The organism is Escherichia sp. WS1368, from assembly GCF_046487485.1.
Lineage (GTDB): Bacteria > Pseudomonadota > Gammaproteobacteria > Enterobacterales > Enterobacteriaceae > Escherichia > Escherichia coli.
Map to the genome: position 1 here is coordinate 1 of NZ_JBJQJI010000025.1, position 21,412 is coordinate 21,412.

Genomic DNA, 21,412 nt, shown 5'->3' on the forward strand with positions numbered 1-21,412 from the left:
GTCATAAAACCGGTGGTTGTAAAAGAATTCGGTGGAGCGGTAGTTCAGTCGGTTAGAATACCTGCCTGTCACGCAGGGGGTCGCGGGTTCGAGTCCCGTCCGTTCCGCCACTTATTAAGAAGCCTCGAGTTAACGCTCGAGGTTTTTTTCGTCTGTATATCTATTATTGCCAGAATCGCAAAAATCCTCTGCATTTTACGCTCTTTTTCCGCAACAGTCTGAAGCCCATAATCACCTCAGTTAACGAAAATAGCATTAAAAGAGGCATATTATGGCTATCCCTGCATTTGGTTTAGGTACTTTCCGTCTCAAAGACGACGTTGTTATTTCATCTGTGAAAACGGCGCTTGAACTTGGTTATCGCGCAATTGATACCGCACAAATCTATGATAACGAAGCTGCCGTAGGTCAGGCGATTGCAGAAAGTGGCGTGCCACGTCATGAACTCTACATCACCACTAAAATCTGGATTGAAAATCTCAGCAAAGACAAATTGATCCCGAGTCTGCAAGAGAGCCTGCAAAAATTGCGTACTGATTATGTTGATCTGACGCTAATCCACTGGCCGTCACCAAACGATGAAGTCTCTGTTGAAGAGTTTATGCAGGCGCTGCTGGAAGCCAAAAAACAAGGGCTGACGCGTGAGATCGGTATTTCCAACTTCACGATCCCATTGATGGAAAAAGCGATTGCTGCTGTTGGTGCTGAAAACATCGCTACTAACCAGATTGAACTCTCTCCTTATCTGCAAAACCGTAAAGTGGTTGCCTGGGCTAAACAGCACGGCATCCATATTACTTCCTATATGACGCTGGCGTATGGTAAGGCCCTGAAAGATGAGGTTATTGCTCGTATCGCAGCTAAACACAATGCGACTCCGGCACAAGTGATTCTGGCGTGGGCTATGGGGGAAGGTTACTCAGTAATTCCTTCTTCTACTAAACGTAAAAACCTGGAAAGTAATCTTAAGGCACAAAATTTACAGCTTGATGCCGAAGATAAAAAAGCGATCGCCGCACTGGATTGCAACGACCGCCTGGTTAGCCCGGAAGGTCTGGCTCCTGAATGGGATTAAGCCTCTCTGACAGCTCCTCCGGGAGCTGTTTTTACATGCTCGCTAAGGAAATCGATAAAAGCCCGGATGCGCGTACTTACCGCACGGTCGCTGTAATAGACTGCACTGAATGGCATTTCCACTGGCAACACTTTATCTGCCATTAGCTCCACCAATTCTCCGCGAGCGATTTCTCTGTCGATCATGTAGTCGGACAAACACGCAATCCCGTTGCCACTCAGGCAAAGCTGTTTCAGTGTTTCCCCACTATTGGATGACAAACCGTACTTCACCTCATGTAATTGTCCATCGCTACAGGCTATCGGCCAGGTATTGAGGGAAGCGGGTTCAGTGAATCCCAGGCAAACATGTTGCTTTAAATCGTCGATCGTTTCTGGCTTCCCATAGCGGGAAATATAATCGGGGGAGGCTATAATTTTTCGATAACTGTTAAATAACGGCCTGGCACGTAAGCTGGAATCCGTTAACGTACCGGCGCGTATCGCGACATCCACTTTTCTTTCGATCAAATTAATAATCGTTTCGGAGGAGACTAGTGATAAAGTGACTTCCGGATAGCGTTCACGGAAAGGCTTAATCAACGGCATCAGAAAGTGCAGCACTACTGGAGTTGCGGCATCGATGCGCAACAGTCCACGCGGTGTATTACGCGTCTCCATAATTTCTGATTCTGCCGCTGCCATCTCCTGCAAAATTGACTGTACGCGACGAAAATAACGCTCGCCTTCTTCCGTCAGGCTAAGTTGCCGCGTGGTCCGATTAAGCAGGCTAACGCCAAGTTTCATCTCCAGCTTCTTCACCGCCCGGCTTACCGCTGAGTTTGCTTGCCCTAATTGTTCCGCTGCCCGGCTAAAGCTGCCGCTTTCGACGACCGAAACAAAAATGGCGAGTTCTTCCGACGTGGCTTTCATTTTTGCTCCTGTTGCAAAATAGATGAGATATTTTGAATTTATTTGTCATTAAACCATCAGGATGCGTGATATGTCATCCGATTTAATGTTCTCAATAATGAGCAAATTTCTGACCGGTGTAAGCACTTGCTTACATAACAATATACAATTGCTCGTTGAAAGAGTGAGCTAAAATCCCTATAACAGTAGAACCCTCCCGAGTGCGGAAGGGTTGACGTAATAGAGGTTTCAAAGTCAAAAGTGCGAAAAAACACCTATGCCATGCGCTATGTTGCCGGACAACCTGCGGAAAGGATCTTACCGCCGGGGTCTTTTGCGAGCATCGGCCAGGCATTACCACCCGGAGAACCGTTAAGTACCGAAGAGCGTATTCGGATCCTGGTGTGGAACATATACAAACAGCAACGCGCTGAATGGTTGTCGGTATTAAAGAACTACGGCAAAGATGCACATCTGGTGTTATTGCAGGAAGCGCAGACAACGCCAGAGTTAGTACAGTTTGCGACCGCTAACTATCTTGCCGCCGATCAGGTACCCGCTTTCGTGCTGCCACAACATCCTTCTGGCGTAATGACCCTTTCGGCGGCACATCCAGTGTATTGCTGCCCGTTACGTGAACGAGAACCCATTTTGCGTCTGGCGAAGTCGGCACTGGTGACGGTCTATCCATTACCTGACACCCGCCTGTTGATGGTGGTTAATATACACGCCGTCAACTTCAGTCTGGGCGTGGATGTTTATAGTAAGCAGTTACTTCCTATTGGCGATCAGATAGCTCATCACAGCGGCCCGGTCATTATGGCGGGAGATTTCAATGCCTGGAGCCGTAGAAGGATGAACGCGTTATATCGCTTTGCGCGGGAAATGTCGCTGCGCCAGGTGCGTTTTACCGACGATCAGCGCCGTCGGGCGTTTGGTCGCCCGCTCGATTTTGTTTTTTACCGTGGTCTGAACGTCAGCGAAGCTTCTGTACTGGTTACGCGCGCTTCCGATCACAATCCGCTACTCGTTGAATTCAGTCCCGGCAAGCCTGATAAATAAGGTATGTCAGGTCTGCCACAGGGCAGACCAACGTTTGGCGCTGCCCTTTTATACTCAAACAACAAAAGGACAGCGCAATGACATCACAATCCCACCATGACCACGTAGAAAAGCAGTTTAGCTCTCAAGCTAGCGAATATCTGACTAGTACCGTACATGCATCCGGACGGGATTTACAGCGCCTGGCGGTGCGTCTGGCTGATTATCCTGATGCAAGTGTACTTGATATGGGCTGCGGAGCAGGGCATGCCAGCTTTGTCGCTGCGCAGAACGTGAGCGCGGTGGTGGCGTATGACTTATCTGCCCAAATGCTGGATGTCGTGGCACAAGCTGCCGAAGCCCGGCAACTGAAAAATATCACCACCCGCCAGGGTTATGTCGAAAGTCTGCCATTTGCCGATAACGCATTTGATATTGTTATCAGCCGTTATTCTGCCCATCACTGGCATGATGTTGGTGCAGCACTGCGAGAAGTGAATAGGATATTGAAACCTGGCGGTAGGCTGATTGTGATGGACGTAATGTCTCCGGGGCACCCAGTGCGCGACGTCTGGTTACAGACGGTAGAAGCATTACGCGATACCTCTCACGTACGAAACTACGCCAGCGGTGAGTGGTTGACGTTAATCAATGAAGCCAATCTGATAGTTGATAATTTAATTACAGATAAGTTACCGCTGGAATTTTCTTCATGGGTCGCGAGAATGCGTACGCCAGAAGCGTTAGTAGACGCTATTCGCATTTACCAACAGAGCGCATCGACAGAGGTGAAAACGTATTTTGCCTTGCAGAATGATGGCTCTTTCACCAGTGATATCATCATTGTAGAAGCACATAAAGCAGCATAAATAAAAAAGGCACCGGGGGAATCGGTGCCTTTCATTATCTGATTTGTCAGGAATCTGGCATGTTGTTGTTTTTCACAAACAACGTCAGCTTATCGCCTGGTTGCAGATTCGCAGTATCGCTGTTCCAGCGCATCACATCTTTGATGTTCACGCCGTGGCGTTTAGCAATGCTTGAAAGCGAATCGCCTTTGCGCACACGATATGTAATGCTATCGCTGTTGTTTGCCAACCGCTGTGCGCTACTACCTGCGCCAATCGTCAAGCTTTGGCCTGGCTTCAGCTTAGATCCGCGCAGTTTGTTCCACTGCTGCAAATCTTTGGTGCTAACGCCGAGACGTGAAGCGATACTTGAAAGCGTGTCGCCAGAGCGTACGGTGTAAACACGGCTGTTAAGCGGCGTATTGTCGGCAACCAGCGTCGACTGTACAGCAGCAATTTCGCCCGAAGCCAGAGATTCACGCAGTTGATCTGCATGCTTCTTTGGCACCATCACGTACTGCGGACCACTTGCGCCCAGCGTGGAGCCTTTCACGCCAGCGTTGAATGTCTTAAGCTTGCTGACGGAAATCCCCGCCATATCTGCAACCTTCGCCATTTCAACTGGGCTGCTCAGGTGCACACGCGCCAGAGCACGGCTTTCATCGGTCGTTGGCAGACGTACGCCATAACGCTTGCTGTTTTTGAGAATATCACTCAATGCCAGCATTTTAGGCACGTACTGCTTCGTTTCCTGCGGCAACGGTAACGACCAGAAGTCCGTGGATTTCCCACGCGCTTTGTTCGTTTTAATTGCCTTCATGACTCGACCTTCGCCGCTGTTATAAGCCGCTACGGTCAGAAGCCAGTCGCCGTCAAACATCTTGTTCAGACGCTGCATCATGTTCAGCGCGGCAGTTGTTGAAGCAACAACATCGCGACGCGCGTCATAATTGCGGGTCTGTTTCAAACCATAATTGCGCCCCGTGCTCGGAATGATCTGCCAGATGCCTGCTGCATTGGCGCCAGACGTTGCGTGAGGATCAAAAGCGCTCTCCACTATGGGTAGTAGTACCAGTTCCATAGGCATGTTACGTTTTTTAACTTGCCCGGCTATCCAGTACATATACGGCTCTGCCCGTAAAGTTACATCGTGGAGATAGCTCTTATTGCGTAAATATTTCTGTTTCTGTTCGCGAATCCGGTCATTTTCCGGAATTCCCATCTTTAGCTCGTCGCCAATGAAAGCCCACAAGTCACCATCTGGCGCGATAGACGTCCCATCGTCCATCCATCGTGCCTGACTTGTAAACTTTGCTGCTTCCCCTTGACCAGCTGCAGAAAGGCTCTGTGCGTGCTGTTGAACGTTGCCGGTACTCTGGCAACCCACGAGCAGGACAGAGGCGAGTAATATCGCTTTTGCCTTCATGTGTGTGTCAATAGTTGCTTAAAAGACGACCGATCATAACGGCGAACGGAGCCGATGACAAGAAAGTTTTATCAGAACCTATCTTTCTTTGACCTTAACCATGCAAAACGTTCTTCAGGTTGTTGCAATAATGTTTCTTCATTAATTACATTAATTAAATCAATATCTTCTGTTCTTAAAAAAACATTAATTTGCCGCTCATTTTTCAGAATTACGGGTAGTGTTATTTGATTTTTTGCCCGTAACTCCTTAACTTTACGATAATAATCATTTATGGACAAATCGTGCGGAAGAATACTCAAAGCAAACTTCATATTTGATAAGGTATATTCATGAGCACAACATACCAATGTATCGTCAGGTAACGCACTTAACTTTTTAAGTGATTGATACATTTGTGATGGTGTCCCTTCAAACAACCGACCACACCCACCAGAAAACAGCGTGTCGCCGCAAAATAGATAAGGTTTACTGAAGTAACAGATGTGTCCTAAAGTGTGACCCGGTGTGGCAATTACACTAAATTCATGCCCCAAAACGAAGGCAGTTTCGCCATCTTTGACTACCTGTGTTGTTCCCTTATCTTGTGTCTCTTGTGGACCATACACCACAATTTGCGGAAACTTTTTCACCAGTTCTTTTACGCCGCCAACGTGATCGTGGTGATGGTGGGTGAGAAATATGGCCTCCGGTTGCCAGTTATTGGCGGCAATGGCGTTTAATACTGGCTCTGCGTCTCCGGGATCGACAATCAGGCAGCGACCTGCTTCATCATTCAAAACCCAGATGTAATTGTCATCAAAGGCGGGAATACTGTTAAGATTCATAGATTACCTCTCAGTGTGAAACGGAAGGTTGTGATGAAACCGGCAAGAGTCCCTCAAACTGTCGTGGCTCCTGATTGCTGGGGCGATTTGCCCTGGGGAGAGCTTTATCGCAAGGCGCTGGAGCGCCAGCTCAACCCGTGGTTCACTAAAATGTATGGTTTTCATCTGCTTAAGATTGGCAATTTAAGCGCAGAAATCAATTGCGAAGCGTGCGCGGTTTCTCATCAAGTGAATGTTTCTGCGCAAGGACTGCCCGTCCAGGTGCAGGCGGACCCACTTCATCTTCCTTTTGCCGATAAATCCGTTGATGTTTGTCTACTGGCACATACATTGCCGTGGTGCACCGATCCGCATCGTTTATTGCGTGAAGCCGATCGGGTATTGATTGATGATGGCTGGCTGGTGATTAGTGGCTTCAATCCCATCAGTTTAATGGGATTACGAAAACTTGTGCCGGTATTGCGCAAAACCTCGCCCTATAATAGCCGGATGTTTACTCTGATGCGGCAGCTGGACTGGCTCTCTTTGTTGAATTTTGAAGTGCTACACGCCAGCCGTTTCCACGTTCTCCCGTGGAACAAACACGGTGGAAAACTATTGAATGCGCATATTCCTGCGCTTGGTTGCTTACAACTTATTGTCGCCCGGAAACGGACTATTCCTTTAACGCTAAATCCGATGAAACAGAGTAAAAACAAGCCACGAATTCGCCAGGCGGTTGGAGCCACCCGGCAATGTCGTAAACCACAGGCTTAAACTTCGACTTGATAGCCCGTATCTTCCAGTGTGGGATTCATCGCTGCGGCACGAGCCAGTTCATCGCAACGTTCGTTTTCTGGATGACCGGCATGGCCTTTAACCCATTCCCATTTGATTTGATGCTGCCCCAGCGCAGCATCAAGACGTTGCCAGAGATCGACATTTTTTACTGGTTTTTTGTCTGCGGTTTTCCAGCCACGTTTTTTCCAGTTATGGATCCACTGGGTGATACCCTGGCGGACATACTGGCTGTCGGTACTCAAAATGACTTCGCAATGTTCTTTTAACGCCTCCAGCGCGACAATAGCGGCCATCAACTCCATACGGTTGTTGGTGGTGCGGGTGTAGCCTGCGCTAAAGGTTTTCTCGCGTCCGCGATAGCGTAAAATAGCGCCGTAACCCCCAGGTCCTGGATTACCCAGACACGAACCATCGGTGAAAATTTCTACCTGTTTAAGCATCTCTGGTAGACTTCCTGTAATTGAATCGAACTGTAAAACGATAAGTCTGACATAAATGACCGCTATGAGCACTGCAATTACACGCCAGATCGTTCTCGATACCGAAACCACCGGTATGAACCAGATTGGCGCGCACTATGAAGGCCACAAGATCATTGAGATTGGTGCCGTTGAAGTGGTGAACCGTCGCCTGACGGGCAATAACTTCCATGTTTATCTCAAACCCGATCGGCTGGTGGATCCGGAAGCCTTTGGCGTACATGGTATTGCCGATGAATTTTTGCTCGATAAGCCCACGTTTGCCGAAGTAGCCGATGAGTTCATGGACTATATTCGCGGCGCGGAGTTGGTGATCCATAACGCAGCGTTCGATATCGGCTTTATGGACTACGAGTTTTCGTTGCTTAAGCGCGATATTCCGAAGACCAATACCTTCTGTAAGGTCACCGATAGCCTTGCGGTGGCGAGGAAAATGTTTCCCGGTAAGCGCAACAGCCTCGATGCGTTATGTGCCCGCTACGAAATAGATAACAGTAAACGAACGTTGCACGGGGCATTACTCGATGCCCAGATCCTTGCGGAAGTTTATCTGGCGATGACTGGTGGTCAAACGTCGATGGCTTTTGCGATGGAAGGAGAGACACAACAGCAACAAGGTGAAACAACAATTCAGCGCATTGTGCGTCAGGCAAGTAAGTTACGCGTTGTTTTTGCGACAGATGAAGAGCTTGCGGCACATGAAGCCCGTCTCGATCTGGTGCAGAAAAAGGGCGGAAGCTGCCTCTGGCGGGCATAAATACCTGTAAAAGGCGCTAAAAATAGCGACTTGGGCGATTTTTGCAGCAAACGATTCAAAAGATGAGAAAAACCGTTGACGAAGGGTGAGGCAATCCGTAATATTCGCCTCGTTCCCAACGGAACACAACGCGGAGCGGTAGTTCAGTCGGTTAGAATACCTGCCTGTCACGCAGGGGGTCGCGGGTTCGAGTCCCGTCCGTTCCGCCAAATTCACTCATGAAAATGAGTTCAGAGAACCGCAAAATTTTTAATTTTGCGGTTTTTTTTGTATTTAAACCCCACAATTTCTTCGTTCAATTATTTTGTTATGCTGTAAATGTGGTAATTATATATGATTGACCATTCATTAATATTTAATAATACCAGCGAATCATTCAATTTAAATATATTTCCATGTTATAATTTTTATTATTCTATTGATTTAATGAATTAATATTTAATATTATTTTTGTTTGTTCTGATTCAAGTGGAGTATATAATTAAAAATCGTTAGCTAAACATTACCATGATTATGACAGACGAGGGAGTGTCCGATTTTGAATTCAAAAAAGGTTTGTTGTATATATGTATTATTCTCGCTGCTTGCAGGATGTGTCTCTGAATCTCTTATTGATGAAAAGAAGAAAAAAGCTCAAACCACACAAAGTAATTTTAATAAAAACGCTCCGCAGCAACTAACAGACAAAGACTTATTTGGTAATGAAACCACACTAGCCGTATCCGAGGAGGATATTCAAGCTGCGCTTGATGGAGATGAGTTCCGCGTTCCCCTTAATTCACCTGTAATACTTGTTCAATCCGGCAACCGCGCACCGGAAACCATTATGCAGGAGGAGATGCGAAAATATTATACTGTTTCCACATTCTCTGGTATCCCGGACAGACAAAAGCCTCTGACTTGTAACAAAAACAAAGATAAAAATGAGAACGAGGATGTTGCCAGTGCTGAAAATATGAACTGGATGCAGGCATTACGTTTTGTGGCGGCAAAAGGCCATCAGAAAGCGATTATTGTTTACCAGGATACGTTGCAGACAGGAAAATATGACACTGCACTGAAATCAACAGTATGGTCCGATTATAAAAATGAAAAACTGACTAACACAATCTCACTGCGCTATCTGGTGCGATTCACGCTGGTGGATGTAGCTACAGGTGAGTGGGCTGCCTGGTCGCCGGTGAATTATGAATATAAAGTGCTTCCACCATTTCCCGGCAAGAATGAAGCCAGTACGACTGATATGACAGAGCAGCAAATCATACAACTTAAGCAAAAGACCTATAAAGCGATGGTAAAAGATTTGGTTAACCGCTATCAATAATAAATTATATCTGCCGCCAGGAATTTCTGGCGGCAATAATACAAAATTCTTTGCATAAGAAATTGTTCCTGACAAAGACAGTGCAAGAAAGGACATGGAATCCGGCGTTAAAAACTGTTTGTTTTAGAATATTTAATTATTTAACTGCTTAATCTTCCTTGCGAGAAATATGTTCATTATTACATTTTATGCCATTTTTAATATAGATTGCTCCTGGGAAAATCCCCGTGTTATTACCGCAGGGGTGATAATTAGCATTGACATATCCTGTGACAAAAGGAGCTATTAAAGGTGCTATTACGATAGCTATTAGTAAAAATATAAGAGTTAGCTGTATTGTTATGTCTGTGGCGAAATTGATTACCTTTGTTTTTTTTATTAAGAATGATTTTATTATTGTTAGTAAAATTACATGAATATTTAACAAGGAAAACGATATGAAACCGAAGCATAGAATCAACATTCTCCAATCATAAAATATTTCCGTGGAGCCTTTTATTATTGAATATAGAGGTTTAATTCCGGTAAAAAATAAAGAAGCATTGAATGCAGGGAAAAATAATATGGCTATAAAAAACATCGAAAAAAACTCTTTCAATTTAACATGTAAACGCATAGTTAATCCTCATATCACGGGGGGAGTGTTAAGAACATACATAAATGGAGTCATGTTTTCCCTTTTCCATTTATCAAGTTCCTGTTGCCGTTTTAGTCCATCTCTAATTGCATCTTTTAATTTTTCTGATAAATGGTATTGAGCATCGATTTCATTTAAAACAACTGTACACACTATCCCTGTAAGTAAAATTGCTCCTCCTACAAGAATTACTGGAAGGCCAAAACTAAGACAGGCAAAAGAAGCCAGGCTTCCAATAGCAGTTGCAACACCGCCTGCAATCACTGCTTTGGCCACATCCATTGAAAAATCACCAAGAAAATTAACCAGATCTCGCTCTGAACTCATAATAAATTCTATGGTTCTCCAGGCTACTGAAAACCAGATACAGAACTTAACTCCTTTTATTGATTCAGATAAAGCTCCTCGCCAGCCAATAGCGAGTTCCAGAACTTGAGGCGCTCGTGAAGAGAAAATATATTTACCGAGCTTTTCTAAAAGCCAGGGGCTGGATGTTGTAATTTTTATATATTTCTCTCCAAGTATTTCAAAGTAACTTGCTTTTGTATACTTTAAGGTATTAAAGTTAAATATAATTTTCCCATTTCCATCAAACTCAGTCATTAATTTACCCGCGTTAACTAACCAAGCGAGTGTATCTTTTATACCTGAAGGATGTGTAGTGATAAAATGAATGTAATCAAATGATGTTATTGAGCTGAGTATTTTTTTTGCAACATCAAGTGTCAAGAGAATAACATGATGAGTGTTCTGACGCCTTAATTCATCAATGAGTGGGACGTCGTTAAGATAAGGGTGCTGAGGTACTAGCTGGTTTATCGGTTGAGCCCCCCGAAGAATGTCACCCACATAATCAGCCCACTGTGCATTCTGTGTGTTGTTATTATTCCTTAAACCAGCCATTATATCTCTCCGCAATAGTAATTTATTATGTTATTACAGTAAATTACTGTACACGATCCTGCCATTTACTCATTGCATTCGTACCGGCTAACGTATGCTCCCAGGAAATATCTTCATAAATAAAGGCAATTCTCTCCTGTGGCTCCAGTTCTTTTTCCAGGACAGCATGCGGTGTGACAAAATCAATACTTGATATTCGGGCTTTTGACAGGTTTATTTTATAATAAGGCTGGTAAATACCCGCTTTACTGGTTCGGTAGAGTATAAATTCACATGTTACCATTTTTTCATTGTCACTAAGTGCTTTTGCCAGCAATGGTGAGGATTTATCAACCGGTTTGGTGATAATTAATTCATGATGATTGACATTTTGACTTCTTGAGATGGAATGCATTAACGCATAAACCATGATCTGATCTTTATGTTCTGGCTGTGCTTTGTTTCCGACAGAATCAAGCGTTGAGCAACCTGCTGAAATCAGCCCTTGTGTCTCTCCACTCAAAGATAAATAACTCATATTTGCCATGATAATCTCCTTTAATTAAATAATTATTTTTCGGCCGTGGTCCCGGTTGCCGCCTCTGGCATGACGTTATTCTTCAGCAGCAGCCAGCGGATTAACACGCCTTCGAGTCGCTCATTAATTTGTTTTTCCAGCGCATCTATATTCTGCTTCTGCGCACGGGTATCCTGGTACTGCGTCAACAGAGACTCAACGGGTGTTTCCTGCCCCAGTCCCCGCTCCGCCTGCCAGATGACATTTTTGATATAGGAAAGGGTTAGTCCCTCTTTCTCGCGCCGCATCACGAGATCTGCAAAAGCATGTAAGTCCTGACGGGTCTGCAACCAGCCACGCAACTGCGGGCTACTCTGTGCGCGGGTTTTGAGTGCTTCATTCCAATGTGTCGAGGCCTGCTGCTGCTGCAGGCTTTCCGGCCAGCGACTGTCGGCAACACGCATCATCTGCATCCCGGTTTCCAGCGGTTGTACCGGGGAGACGCCAAGAAGCTGTTGCAGCCTGCGCTCATAGTTTTCTAGTTCAGGTGAGGCCATCCACACCGTTGCTGCGCCCTGCGCGGTGTCGTTAACCTGTAACAGTTGCTGTTGCACCGGATAGACCTGCCACCACCACAATGCTGAGGCGACAGCCACTGAACAGGCGATCCCCGTGATAAACCCTCTTACCGTACTGCCTTGCTTCATCACACTGGCCTGTGGGGGATTCTCTGACAGACTGCGCACTTCTACTTTCATCTCAGGCAGGTCGGGCAGGGGAGGCACTACCGCTTCTGGCGTGGAGGAAGCCGTTGTTTCCGGGGCATAAATCAGTGTTCTAACCGTGGTCTGTACGGCGTTTTCAACGTTACTCTTCGGCTGGGGTTCAAGCCGCTTACGCGTGTTCTGCATAAAATAGAGCAGATTCTCCACGCGCGGAACGCGCTTCAGCTCCACCTGCTGAAGCTTGTCGCAGATAAGCTGCAATGCCCGCTCTGTGCGGTAGATCAGCGGCAGATCGGGTTCCGCAAAGGAGATTTGCTGACGCAGAATATTGCCGGTTCGGGAGTTAAACCAGTCCAGCATTTCAGTACGCGCCGGACCGCCCTGCGGCCAGAATTTATCCCAGTCGTGGCTTACCATTGCCGCCAGCAGTTCCGCACCTTCGCAGAATCCCGCCAGTCCCTGTGTCCGTGTCCGGGCAAGCGTATAGTAGGTGGCGGTGTGTAAATCCACACCGTTGGCTTTAAAAATCGCCAGCGCCAGCGACTCCACCAGTTTCCAGTTCAGCTCAGGCTGTGACGGATGGCTGGCTTTGTTTATTTCCTCGCGGATGGCGCTGAATTCCGGCAGCCCGCGCGGGTCACTGCCGGTAACGATAGTTTGTGTCAGTCCGTTACTATTCATCCCTGCCTCCTCAGTACAGTGTGTCTGACAGGCCAAACTGGCTGAATAACCCACCGCTGAACGGGTTATCTTCCGTGTCGGTATGCACGCGGTAGGTCATTGCGCCACCGTCCACACTAAAGCGCACGGTAAAGTTGCCATCCTGTACTCCGGTCAGCTGTCCGGCCCCGAACAGGCGGAACTGAGCCCACGGCCCGCTGAAGCTGATACTGCGCGGTGCGCCGCCGCGGGCACCAACCAGCGTCAGTTTGCTTTCGTTGCCTTCGCGCATATTGTTAGGCCAGACCAGATGGGCGGTATAGTTACGGCCCTGGCTGTAATCGACTAACTGACCGTCAAGGTTCAGTACGCTGCGGCGTTTGTTGCCGGAAAGCGATACCGTTTCCACGGCAAAGGATGTTCCCAGACCGTTCTGTTTGCTGAAGAATATGTCACGGATTTTCTGCGCGGTTTCCAGTTGCGCAATAATATCTTCGCGAATAATGACGTTGTTATCGCCATCCTCCAGACTCAGGTCATTGTCGATAAACAGCTTTAGGTTCTGCTGGTAGAAGGTATCCAGTATGCCATCTGGTTTAAAGAATCGTTCGAAGGCATCCAGTGAGGCATCCTGTGCAGAATGTGGATTAAACGGATAGTTATTTGCCAGTTGCTCGTTAAACGGTTTCACCACGCTGTCGCGCCAGTCCACTTCCATATAGTGAACGGCTTCCACCATCACCACATGCCAGGCCTGGTCAGCCAGCCTGCCTGCCCAGCGGTTGAGCGGAGCAGGCAGTGTTTTTGACATCTGGCGGGTGGCGAATATGGGATCGCTGCTGTTCTGATCAAGCCGTAACTGCACGGCTTTCAGTGCCGATTTCCCAGGTACAGGCGCGTTCTGGATCGCCAGCAGGTAGCGGTGTAACTCGGTGAGCTGCAGGTACACGGCCTGCATCGTGCTTTCTTTATCTTTCTGGACTGTCAGGGTACTGTTTTCCGGGGCGAACTCATGCCCAAGGCGGGTGAGTAACTGGTAGTCTGGTTCAGCCAGGGCCTCATCCCGTTCTTTAGCAGATAGCTTTTCAGAAAAGGCGCCTGGTTGTGTGTTGTCACGCAGCACGGTCAGCGCCCGCTGCAAAGGCTGGTCACCGCTGATAACCTGCTCCAGCGCCCCGGTCAGTTGTCCGATGGACTCAAAATTGCGGATATTCAGATTGTCCATCCCAGCCCGCCAGGTGGCGGTGTAGTCGCTGATATACTGCTCGGTCAACTGGCGCTGGATTTCCGCCCGGTCGGCGTCACTGTATTTCACGCTGCGGGTGAGGTTGAGTACCCAGGAATCCATCGCCGTCAGTTCAACCAGTTCATCGCGCTGTTTTACAAAATAGCTTTGCAGGCCGTAACGGGTAAGAAACTGTGGAACAACCAGTTTATTGTCATCGGCAGATGTAAACACCTGGTCAAAGGTTGGCCCTACCTGGTCACGCAGATTGAGGTCGGCAGGAAGAACGCCCAGCGCCCGCGTTTTCAGGCTCTGGTAAACTCGCTGGTAGACAGGTAGTTTGCTTAGTTCTTTCTGTGCTGACACAACGGGCTTGTCATACGGCGTCCAGCGGCTGATAGCGTCACCGTCGCCCGCCTGACGCTCTGCATGCCAGTCTGTGTGAGCCAGCGCGTAGTCAAGATGGGACATCAGTTGCGCCTGGATATCGCGCTGGCCGTGGAACTTTTCGCTCCAGCGTTTTGCCATATACTGCTTCACCACCTCATTGTTACGTCCGCTCTTATCCTCCAGCATTCGCATCACGCGCAGCACGGCGAGTTTTTCCTCACTCTCCGGTGGCGCGGCGTTCATCTCTTTGACCAGCCCGTTAAACAGCGACGGAAGATAGCGTTGCTCCAGCAGTTGCAGGTAGGTCCGTTCCACATAAGGCCCGATGCGTCGCCCCTGATATAATCCCATCTCCGCAAGGCGGCTGCGGTCGCCCCAGTCACCGTAGGCCAGAGTGGCATCGCGTACCGGGTTCAGCAGCGGCAGTTGCAGGTTGCCATAGTCATCTTCCCCCTGCGGAGGCGGCACATCCATAAAGGCTTTGGCCTGCTTAAGCACGGTGATGCCGGACTGATAGTTACCATTGTAATAGTGATGCCAGCCGGTGATGAGCAGCAGTGCCGCCACGCCGCCAGTGGCAGAGAAAACCGTCAGGCGGCGACGGGAACGCATCAGCCAGGCGCGGCTCTCCGTTGCCAGATTAGGCTCTGCGAGTAACGCCTGCGGGAACAGGCTACGGGTGAAATAGGGTGCGGTGTCCACCAGAGGCCAGGACGCCAGTGGGTTATTGCCCAGCCGGTATTGGCGGGCGGCAGACTGGGTGAAAATATCATCCATCTGTCCGCGCTGAAGCGAAGAGGTGAGATAGACGCCACGCAGCATCACGTTCATATTTTCGCCGTCAAGCAGACCCTCAAGCAGTGACACCAGTGGTTCACGGCTTCCCTGCATCTGGCGGGAAAAACTAAATAAAGACGCGCGGGTGTGAGTCTGAGCGACCATCAGATCCGGCAACGCTAGGTTCATTCGATCCACCCATGTCTGCCAGAAAGCATTCAACTCTGTTCGCCAGTCATCATTTTCATGGGCGCGGCGGGTGAACGTGACCCCTAGAATTGCATCGCGATCCTGTCTGTTCAGTGACTGGAACAGGGCGGCAAAACCCTGCAATAAATCAAGCCGGGTGAGTACCACGTAAACCGGTAACTGGCAGTGAAGATGCTGGCGTATATCCTGCAAGCGGCTGCGCAGCGTCTGTAACAGATGTTCGCGGCGGCGTTTGTCTGCGGTAAGCAGATCGGGTAAATCGAGTGTCAGAATAATCCCGTTCAGCGACTGGCGCGCGCGCTTTTCTTTCAGCCAGCCGAGGGCATGTTCCCACAGACGGCGATGCAGGATATCCGCATCAGCGGGAGCGCAGAGTGTGCCGTCGATATCAAAGATCACCGCCTGTTTACCGACATGGGGCGTGAGATACAGGCGTTGTTCTGCGCCGCGTGCGCCCTCCGGGGCATAAATAATGTCGGACGGAAAACCCTCGCGCAGCAGTGTCGTTTTGCCACTGCCCGCCGGGCCGATGACCATATACCACGGCAACTGCCACAGGAAACGGCGGTTGTCGAGATGGCGTTGCAGGCGCAGCAGCCAGCGGTCAAGGTAACGCTGCTGGGCGTTCAGCTCCACACTGAGCGGATCAATGGCCTCCTCGCGCTGCTGCTTTTGCATTTTTTCAAGCTGTTGCAGGCGCTTCATCACCCGGACGGTAAGCCACACTAGGGCGATAATCCCCCATGCCGCCGTTGCCAGCCAGCGGTTCGCCAGTGGTTTGAGCCACTGTTCTTCATACAGCGTCCACGTCGGGCCTTTCCACCAGATCCATACCAGCAGAAAAATCCACGCCAGTATCAGCAGCCAGAAAGCGGAGACTTTAAACCGGGGCATCGCCGGGCGTAGGGCTGATTTGAGTCCGCTGAGTAGTCGGGGTGTTGGTAATCTGAACACAAAAACTCCTGTTCTCTTTTATTGTTCTGCCGTGAATTTTTGTTCAAGCTGCGTAAGTAATGATGGCTCCCAGTCAGACACCATCATCTGACTCCCTATCATCAACAACATCCGGTACTGTTGCTGCGCAAGCTGTATCAGCCCCGCCTCCTCCGTCAACTGTGCGGCAAGGTACTGGCGGTGAAACTGATCGCGGGGATCGCCTTCGGGTAGCATGTCCAGATATCGCAGCGCCGCCTCCAGACCCTGCCCAGCAAAACAGGCTCTGGCTGCCTGCGATTCCTCACCGATTTGCGCAACCGGTGCAACTTTGCCGTCGGGCGAAGCTGCCAGCCATTGTTTCGTCTGCTCACTGAGAAACGGTGTGCGGTCATTAAACAGCAGCCCGGTAAGCTGGGGCAGACGCTCAAGGAAGCGGATGACCTCATCGCGGATGGTGTCTGCCACCTGTTTGTAACCCAGACGCAGTGCCGTCTGTGCAGAAAGACAGTGACCGTCCAGCCAGTAAGGAGCCAGCAATACGCTTTTCTCAACCTGCTGCCACAGCGCCATATCCGCGCTGGCAAGCCGGGACTGGTAATCCGCCACCATATCGGCAGAGACCGCAGCCAATGGGGTACGTCCATCGCTTTCCGCCTGGGGTGTACTGGTGATGGATTGCCACAGGGCATGGCGGCGCAGGCGATAGCCCTGCGGCGAGTCCGGCTGGCGTTCACATAAAATAGCCGCCACTTTTAACAGCGTGTCGCGCCAGGCTTTGTCGTCGTGACTGTCGATGGCGATTTGGGGAGCCGGAGCACTGGGTTGCGTCACGCCGCTTTCAGACGTGGCGGTGGTCTGTCGTGAACTATCGGAGGCCGCTGGAGTGGGGGCAGGAGCCGGTGCCGCACGATTAAACGCACGCTGGTACAGGGCAAAAAGATCATCGGTAGCCAGTGCCAGTTCCGGGGCGTTATGTGACTGCCAGCACTGCGCCAGTTTCGCCAGTTCCCCTGACAGCGCGTCGCGCTGCGCTGTGGCGGCGTTCTGTGAAAAGCCTTCAATACCTGTTTCGAAGCGTTTAATGACCTGGCTGGCAAAGCGTTTTTTATGTGCCATATTCTGCGGCGCAGCCACCGACCAGTAATGCTCCACATACAGCGCCAGCAGGCGCAATGCGAGATGAGGATCACCGGCGTGTTGCAGGGTTCTCAGCAGATGCGCCAGCAGACGAAAGTCCTTACTCTCCGAAGCCAGAATGACCAGCCCCCGGCGCTGGAGTTCCGGGATATCCAGTTGACTGTGGGCCAGAGATCCCAGTTTGACGATTTCGCCGTCGATATACTCCCAGTCCGGGTTGTCATCTTTCAGCGCCGATGCCAGTTTTTCTTCCGGCAGGTTTTCCAGCAGGTGCGTTATCCAGACATTCGGATCGCGTAAGTCCATTGCCATATTTTTATTCTCCCGCCCAGTGGCAGGCAACGCGCAGGGGGGCAATCGCCCTTGCCAGCCCGTCAATGTTAAAGGTCAGCTTTCCTGCGGCGTTATCTGCGCCGGTATCCACTGTCAGCGTTTTTGCGCCGAACAGTTGCTTAATTTCATCAATCCCGGACAGCCCCCGGCTGGACTCCAGCAGGGTGCCGTTCTCGCGCACAAACCAGTGGCTACGCAATGCCCGGCTGTCGGCATTCAGAGTGACGGCGATATCATGGACATCCAGAGGGTGCATCAGCGCCACCTGCATCCGGGTGATATTGTCCACGCAACTGAACATCAGCACCGGGCGCGGCGGAACATGGCCGATAGCCGGGGTGGTTATCACCACCGTCGGGCGCTCCCCCGGCACCTGCGTCACCAGCAGTTCTGTGGTGTTGCCCTCGCGGCGTTTTTCCAGCTCTGTGGCGCGGGTCCAGGCCTCGCCCACAAAACCGGCTTTGACCAGCGCCCCGTCAAACCCTGACGGGGACAGCGGTGCCAGCAGGCGGTCATAGCAGTCAAGCCGCTCCAGCGCCGCGGACTCCCGCCGACAGGACTGCATGGCCTGTGACGTGGCTGTCGCATCCGGCGGGGTCGTGGTGGCGACGGCGACCGCCACACCGGCCATTGACGATGTTTCTGCGGGCGCGGCAGTGGCGGGTAAGCCCGTCATCAGGCCCGCGATAAACCATCCTGTCTGCCGGAAAACGCGCAACCTGCTCATAAAACCGTTTCATCCTTTGTGACGGACTCGTCGTTCTGAGCATCTTCCATGTCTGCCGTAAATGCGTCGTCCACCGCCGACAACCGAATCCGGGCAATCGCCGTGTTAGCCGCCATTTTCTGCAACAGCAGCAGCGAGAGCGGCGGTAGCATGTCGCCATCGATGACCGATTCCAGCATCCTCGCGCCGTTTTCCGCGCGGGTGACGCGGCTCATGATTTCGTCCGTCACTTCCGGTTCAATGACCACTTCTGCACCAAAGCGACTGCGCAGCACGTTATCCAGACGGGCCAGTTTTCCGGCGATAATGGTGGCGAGCGTCTCTTTCGACAGCGGCAGATACGGCACCACTTCCATACGCGCCAGCAGGGCAGGTTTGAAGAAGTCGGCCAGCACCGGATACAGTTCTTCCTGCATGGTTTCCGGGTCATCGGCGTGCTCGACTATTACCTGGTAGCCGAGGTTGGACGTCAGGAAGAAGACGATATTTTTGCAGTCAATCAGGCGGCCTTCACCGTCTGCCATTTCGCCCTTATCGAACGACTGGTAGAACAGGTTGAGCACATCCGGGTGCGCTTTTTCCACTTCATCAAGCAGTACTACCGAGTAGGGTTTCTGGCGAATCGCTTCGGTCAGTACGCCGCCTTCACCGTAGCCAACGTAGCCCGGAGGCGAACCAATCAGCCGCGAGACGGTGTGTTTCTCCTGGAATTCGGACATATTGATGGTGGTCAGGTACTGGCGACCGCCGTAGAGCAGCTCTGCCAGTTGCAGGACGGTTTCGGTTTTACCCACACCGCTGGGGCCAGCCAGCAGGAACGCACCGAGCGGGCGTCCCGGAAGACGCAGGTCGGCGCGTGCGGTCAGTAGATGCTTATGCAGGCTGGCAATCGCCAGGTCTTGGCCTTTGATGGTGTCGCCCAGCAATTTCGGCAGGTCGGTGATGACCGACATTTCATTCTGCGACAGGCGGTTGAGCGGCACGCCGGTCCATTCGGCAATCACCGCCGCAATCTGTTTTTTATCGACGTGCGGGGAGACCAGCAACCGGTCGTTATGCAGGGCGTCCAGTTCGGCAGTGAGCTGGGCCAGCCGCTGTACCGGGGAAACTGTTTCAGCGGTCTCTTCCGGCTGTTCTCTGTCGGCCTCATCAGCCGGTACGGCACCGGTATTATCCTGTTCTGACTCTGACTCTGACTCTGACTCTGACTCTGACTCTGACTCTGACTCTGACTCTGGCGGCGTATCCTCCGCGGCATCTGCGTCCGGCAACGACGCCGCATCGTCTTCTGCCACGCCCAGCAACTGCTGGCGCAGCGCGATAATCTCCCGGACCAGCGCCTGCTGCTGATGCCAGGCCGCTTCCAGTTCATCCAGCGCCGTCAGCGTTTCATCGTACTGCACCAGCACCTCGGTCATCCGTGAGGTGTTGGTACGCAGCCCGATGCGAAGCTCGCGCTCAAGCTGGCGAATTTCCGCCTCCTGCTGGTGGCTCAGAGTGGTCAGCGCCGAGATTTGCTTCGGCGGCGAGGAAAGGTTAATGGCGACGCGGGCGCAGGCGGTATCCAGCACATCAATGGCTTTGTCCGGCAACTGACGCCCGGAGAGATAACGTTCGCTCAGCGTTGCTGCGGCCTGCAAGGCGTCATCATCAATCAGCACGCCGTGAGACTGTTCATAGACCGCCGACAGACCACGCAGAATAATGGTGGCTTCGGCGGCGTTGGGTTCGCTGACCTTCACCAGCTGGAAGCGGCGCGACAGGGCGGCATCTTTCTCGAAGTATTTTTTGTATTCGCTCCAGGTGGTGGCGGCGATGGTTTTCAGTTCGCCGCGCGCCAGCGCCGGTTTGAGCAGGTTGGAGATATCCAGCCCGCCCTGCTGGTTGCCCGCGCCAATCAGGGTATGTGCTTCGTCAATAAACAGAATGACCGGCACCGGAGAGGAAATGACCTCCGCCATCAGCCCCTTGAAGCGTTTTTCGAATTCGCCCTTCACCGACGCCCCGGCCTGCAATGCGCCTAGGTCAAGGGTCATGATATCGGTGTTTTTCAGTTTGTCCGGCACCTGGCCTGCCACGATGCGCAGCGCCAGCCCTTCGATTAAGGCACTTTTACCCACGCCTGCTTCGCCCACCACCACCGGGTTGTTCTTGCGGCGGCGGCAGAGAATGTCGATCATCAGGTCGATTTCGTGGTCGCGGCACAGTACCGGGTCAAGCCTGCCGTTACGGGCGTCTGCGGTCATGTTTTTGGCGTAGCGGGCAAGCAGGGTGTCAGCAGCGTCCGTCAGTGTGCCTGCGACTTTACCGTCTGCATCCGGCACGACTGATTCCGCCGACTCCTGTGTCCACTGTACAAAGTCCTGTTGCAGACGGTCACGGTTAATGCCGGTCAACAACCGGGCGGCAGCAGGCGGTATATAACGCAGCGGCGAATGCAGCAGGGCCAGCAGCAACACGCCGCCACGCAATTCGCTGTGCTGCATCTCAGCCGACGCCAGCAGCCAGCCCTCTTTCAGCCACTCAACCAGCATCGGGGAAAATGCCGGGTAGCTGTCCGCAGAACGGGCAGTTGTGTAGTTCTCCACCGTCAGCGCCTGGCGCAACTCTTCCATGCCAATATCGCCCTGGCGGGTAATAACCCGCAGGTCGCTGCGTGGCATGGCGAGCATCTGAATAAGCACATGGCTGACGGTAATTTCCGCTGCCTGCTGACTCATACATTCAGAGGCGGCCATCTCCAGCGCCTGGCGGGAGAACAGGTTCAGCCGTTTTACCAGCGTGGGAAGATCAATCTGGATCATAAACG

General features: G+C 51.0%; 18 protein-coding genes and 2 tRNA genes. 8 read left to right on the plus strand and 12 right to left on the minus strand.

The features are described 5' to 3' along the window. Positions 1-33 precede the first annotated feature (33 nt). A tRNA-Asp gene (locus ACJHYD_RS22850) sits at positions 34-110 on the plus strand. A gap of 161 nt (positions 111-271) precedes the next feature. Next, positions 272-1,075 carry a 2,5-didehydrogluconate reductase DkgB gene (gene dkgB / locus ACJHYD_RS22855; RefSeq protein WP_000997053.1) on the plus strand — a complete coding sequence of 268 codons (804 nt, stop codon included), beginning with the start codon at positions 272-274 and terminating at the stop codon, positions 1,073-1,075. Here the strand turns inward: dkgB and yafC are convergent. Then, complete coding sequence (yafC, locus tag ACJHYD_RS22860) at positions 1,072-1,986, minus strand: DNA-binding transcriptional regulator YafC (RefSeq protein WP_000648583.1); 915 nt, start codon at positions 1,984-1,986, stop codon at positions 1,072-1,074. The two genes, dkgB and yafC, sit on opposite strands and share 4 nt — an antisense overlap. 240 nt (positions 1,987-2,226) lie before the next feature. On the opposite strand from yafC, the gene ACJHYD_RS22865 reads away from it, so the two are divergent. Both ACJHYD_RS22865 and ACJHYD_RS22870 read left to right on the plus strand, forming a co-directional pair. Beyond that, complete coding sequence (locus ACJHYD_RS22865) at positions 2,227-3,027, plus strand: endonuclease/exonuclease/phosphatase family protein (RefSeq protein WP_001230983.1); 801 nt, start codon at positions 2,227-2,229, stop codon at positions 3,025-3,027. Positions 3,028-3,104: 77 nt separating this feature from the next. Further along, positions 3,105-3,875 carry a class I SAM-dependent methyltransferase gene (locus ACJHYD_RS22870; RefSeq protein ID WP_001550637.1) on the plus strand — a complete coding sequence of 257 codons (771 nt, stop codon included), beginning with the start codon at positions 3,105-3,107 and terminating at the stop codon, positions 3,873-3,875. 46 nt (positions 3,876-3,921) lie between these two features. Here ACJHYD_RS22870 and mltD read toward each other — a convergent pair whose 3' ends face one another. Next, positions 3,922-5,280 (minus strand): murein transglycosylase D, encoded by a 1,359-nt coding sequence (gene mltD / locus ACJHYD_RS22875; protein ID WP_000644685.1) that lies wholly within the window; start codon positions 5,278-5,280, stop codon positions 3,922-3,924. Between the two features lie 71 nt (positions 5,281-5,351). After that, positions 5,352-6,107 (minus strand): hydroxyacylglutathione hydrolase, encoded by a 756-nt coding sequence (gene gloB / locus ACJHYD_RS22880; protein WP_001052732.1) that lies wholly within the window; start codon positions 6,105-6,107, stop codon positions 5,352-5,354. A 33-nt stretch (positions 6,108-6,140) separates the two neighbouring features. Between gloB and ACJHYD_RS22885 the strand changes: the two genes are divergently transcribed. Next, positions 6,141-6,863 (plus strand): class I SAM-dependent methyltransferase, encoded by a 723-nt coding sequence (locus tag ACJHYD_RS22885; protein ID WP_001308373.1) that lies wholly within the window; start codon positions 6,141-6,143, stop codon positions 6,861-6,863. Here ACJHYD_RS22885 and rnhA read toward each other — a convergent pair. After that, complete coding sequence (gene rnhA / locus ACJHYD_RS22890; RefSeq protein WP_000917883.1) at positions 6,860-7,327, minus strand: ribonuclease HI; 468 nt, start codon at positions 7,325-7,327, stop codon at positions 6,860-6,862. The two genes, ACJHYD_RS22885 and rnhA, sit on opposite strands and share 4 nt — an antisense overlap. Before the next feature lie 64 nt (positions 7,328-7,391). On the opposite strand from rnhA, the gene dnaQ reads away from it, so the two are divergent. The 3 genes from dnaQ (at position 7,392) to ACJHYD_RS22905 (ending at position 9,447) form a co-directional block, all read left to right on the plus strand. Continuing rightward, positions 7,392-8,123, plus strand: a complete 732-nt coding sequence (dnaQ, locus tag ACJHYD_RS22895) for a DNA polymerase III subunit epsilon (protein ID WP_001308374.1) — start codon at positions 7,392-7,394, stop codon at positions 8,121-8,123. A gap of 132 nt (positions 8,124-8,255) precedes the next feature. After that, positions 8,256-8,332 (plus strand) — tRNA-Asp (locus ACJHYD_RS22900). Between the two features lie 329 nt (positions 8,333-8,661). After that, positions 8,662-9,447: a hypothetical protein gene (locus ACJHYD_RS22905; protein WP_001086163.1), complete on the plus strand. Its 786-nt coding sequence runs from the start codon at positions 8,662-8,664 to the stop codon at positions 9,445-9,447. Between the two features lie 148 nt (positions 9,448-9,595). On the opposite strand, the gene ykfM is transcribed toward ACJHYD_RS22905, so the two are convergent. From ykfM to tssH, 8 genes are all read right to left on the minus strand, one after another. Beyond that, entirely contained in the window at positions 9,596-10,063 is a 468-nt protein-coding gene (ykfM, locus tag ACJHYD_RS22910; protein WP_001236629.1) for a protein YkfM, read from the minus strand. A gap of 9 nt (positions 10,064-10,072) precedes the next feature. Continuing rightward, positions 10,073-10,987: a hypothetical protein gene (locus tag ACJHYD_RS22915; protein ID WP_000908071.1), complete on the minus strand. Its 915-nt coding sequence runs from the start codon at positions 10,985-10,987 to the stop codon at positions 10,073-10,075. A gap of 43 nt (positions 10,988-11,030) precedes the next feature. Beyond that, the gene (locus ACJHYD_RS22920; protein WP_000002621.1) at positions 11,031-11,513 is read right to left on the minus strand and encodes an Hcp family type VI secretion system effector; all 483 of its coding nucleotides are present in this window, start codon (positions 11,511-11,513) and stop codon (positions 11,031-11,033) included. 23 nt (positions 11,514-11,536) lie between these two features. Continuing rightward, on the minus strand, positions 11,537-12,889 hold the full coding sequence (locus ACJHYD_RS22925) for a VasL domain-containing protein (RefSeq protein ID WP_001563736.1): 1,353 nt from the start codon (positions 12,887-12,889) through the stop codon (positions 11,537-11,539). Positions 12,890-12,899: 10 nt separating this feature from the next. After that, positions 12,900-16,334, minus strand: coding sequence for a type VI secretion system membrane subunit TssM (gene tssM, locus ACJHYD_RS22930; protein ID WP_122989438.1), 3,435 nt, complete (start codon positions 16,332-16,334; stop codon positions 12,900-12,902). Positions 16,335-16,442: 108 nt separating this feature from the next. Continuing rightward, the gene (tssA, locus tag ACJHYD_RS22935) at positions 16,443-17,855 is read right to left on the minus strand and encodes a type VI secretion system protein TssA (protein ID WP_001240537.1); all 1,413 of its coding nucleotides are present in this window, start codon (positions 17,853-17,855) and stop codon (positions 16,443-16,445) included. A gap of 4 nt (positions 17,856-17,859) precedes the next feature. Next, positions 17,860-18,603, minus strand: a complete 744-nt coding sequence (gene vasI, locus ACJHYD_RS22940; RefSeq protein WP_001550641.1) for a type VI secretion system-associated protein VasI — start codon at positions 18,601-18,603, stop codon at positions 17,860-17,862. After that, entirely contained in the window at positions 18,600-21,407 is a 2,808-nt protein-coding gene (gene tssH, locus ACJHYD_RS22945; protein ID WP_096790905.1) for a type VI secretion system ATPase TssH, read from the minus strand. The genes vasI and tssH overlap by 4 nt, the downstream gene beginning before the upstream one ends. Positions 21,408-21,412: the final 5 nt, after the last annotated feature.

What these genes read in the sequence shown, in the direction of transcription:
- dkgB (WP_000997053.1), top strand. Translation starts at nt 272, where the DNA reads ATGGCTATCCCTGCATTTGGTTTAGGTACTTTCCGTCTCAAAGACGAC.
- yafC (WP_000648583.1), bottom strand. Translation starts at nt 1,986, where the DNA reads ATGAAAGCCACGTCGGAAGAACTCGCCATTTTTGTTTCGGTCGTCGAA.
- ACJHYD_RS22870 (WP_001550637.1), top strand. Translation starts at nt 3,105, where the DNA reads ATGACATCACAATCCCACCATGACCACGTAGAAAAGCAGTTTAGCTCT.
- mltD (WP_000644685.1), bottom strand. Translation starts at nt 5,280, where the DNA reads ATGAAGGCAAAAGCGATATTACTCGCCTCTGTCCTGCTCGTGGGTTGC.
- gloB (WP_001052732.1), bottom strand. Translation starts at nt 6,107, where the DNA reads ATGAATCTTAACAGTATTCCCGCCTTTGATGACAATTACATCTGGGTT.
- ACJHYD_RS22885 (WP_001308373.1), top strand. Translation starts at nt 6,141, where the DNA reads ATGAAACCGGCAAGAGTCCCTCAAACTGTCGTGGCTCCTGATTGCTGG.
- rnhA (WP_000917883.1), bottom strand. Translation starts at nt 7,327, where the DNA reads ATGCTTAAACAGGTAGAAATTTTCACCGATGGTTCGTGTCTGGGTAAT.
- dnaQ (WP_001308374.1), top strand. Translation starts at nt 7,392, where the DNA reads ATGAGCACTGCAATTACACGCCAGATCGTTCTCGATACCGAAACCACC.
- ykfM (WP_001236629.1), bottom strand. Translation starts at nt 10,063, where the DNA reads ATGCGTTTACATGTTAAATTGAAAGAGTTTTTTTCGATGTTTTTTATA.
- ACJHYD_RS22915 (WP_000908071.1), bottom strand. Translation starts at nt 10,987, where the DNA reads ATGGCTGGTTTAAGGAATAATAACAACACACAGAATGCACAGTGGGCT.
- ACJHYD_RS22920 (WP_000002621.1), bottom strand. Translation starts at nt 11,513, where the DNA reads ATGGCAAATATGAGTTATTTATCTTTGAGTGGAGAGACACAAGGGCTG.
- ACJHYD_RS22925 (WP_001563736.1), bottom strand. Translation starts at nt 12,889, where the DNA reads ATGAATAGTAACGGACTGACACAAACTATCGTTACCGGCAGTGACCCG.
- tssA (WP_001240537.1), bottom strand. Translation starts at nt 17,855, where the DNA reads ATGGCAATGGACTTACGCGATCCGAATGTCTGGATAACGCACCTGCTG.
- vasI (WP_001550641.1), bottom strand. Translation starts at nt 18,603, where the DNA reads ATGAGCAGGTTGCGCGTTTTCCGGCAGACAGGATGGTTTATCGCGGGC.
- tssH (WP_096790905.1), bottom strand. Translation starts at nt 21,407, where the DNA reads ATGATCCAGATTGATCTTCCCACGCTGGTAAAACGGCTGAACCTGTTC.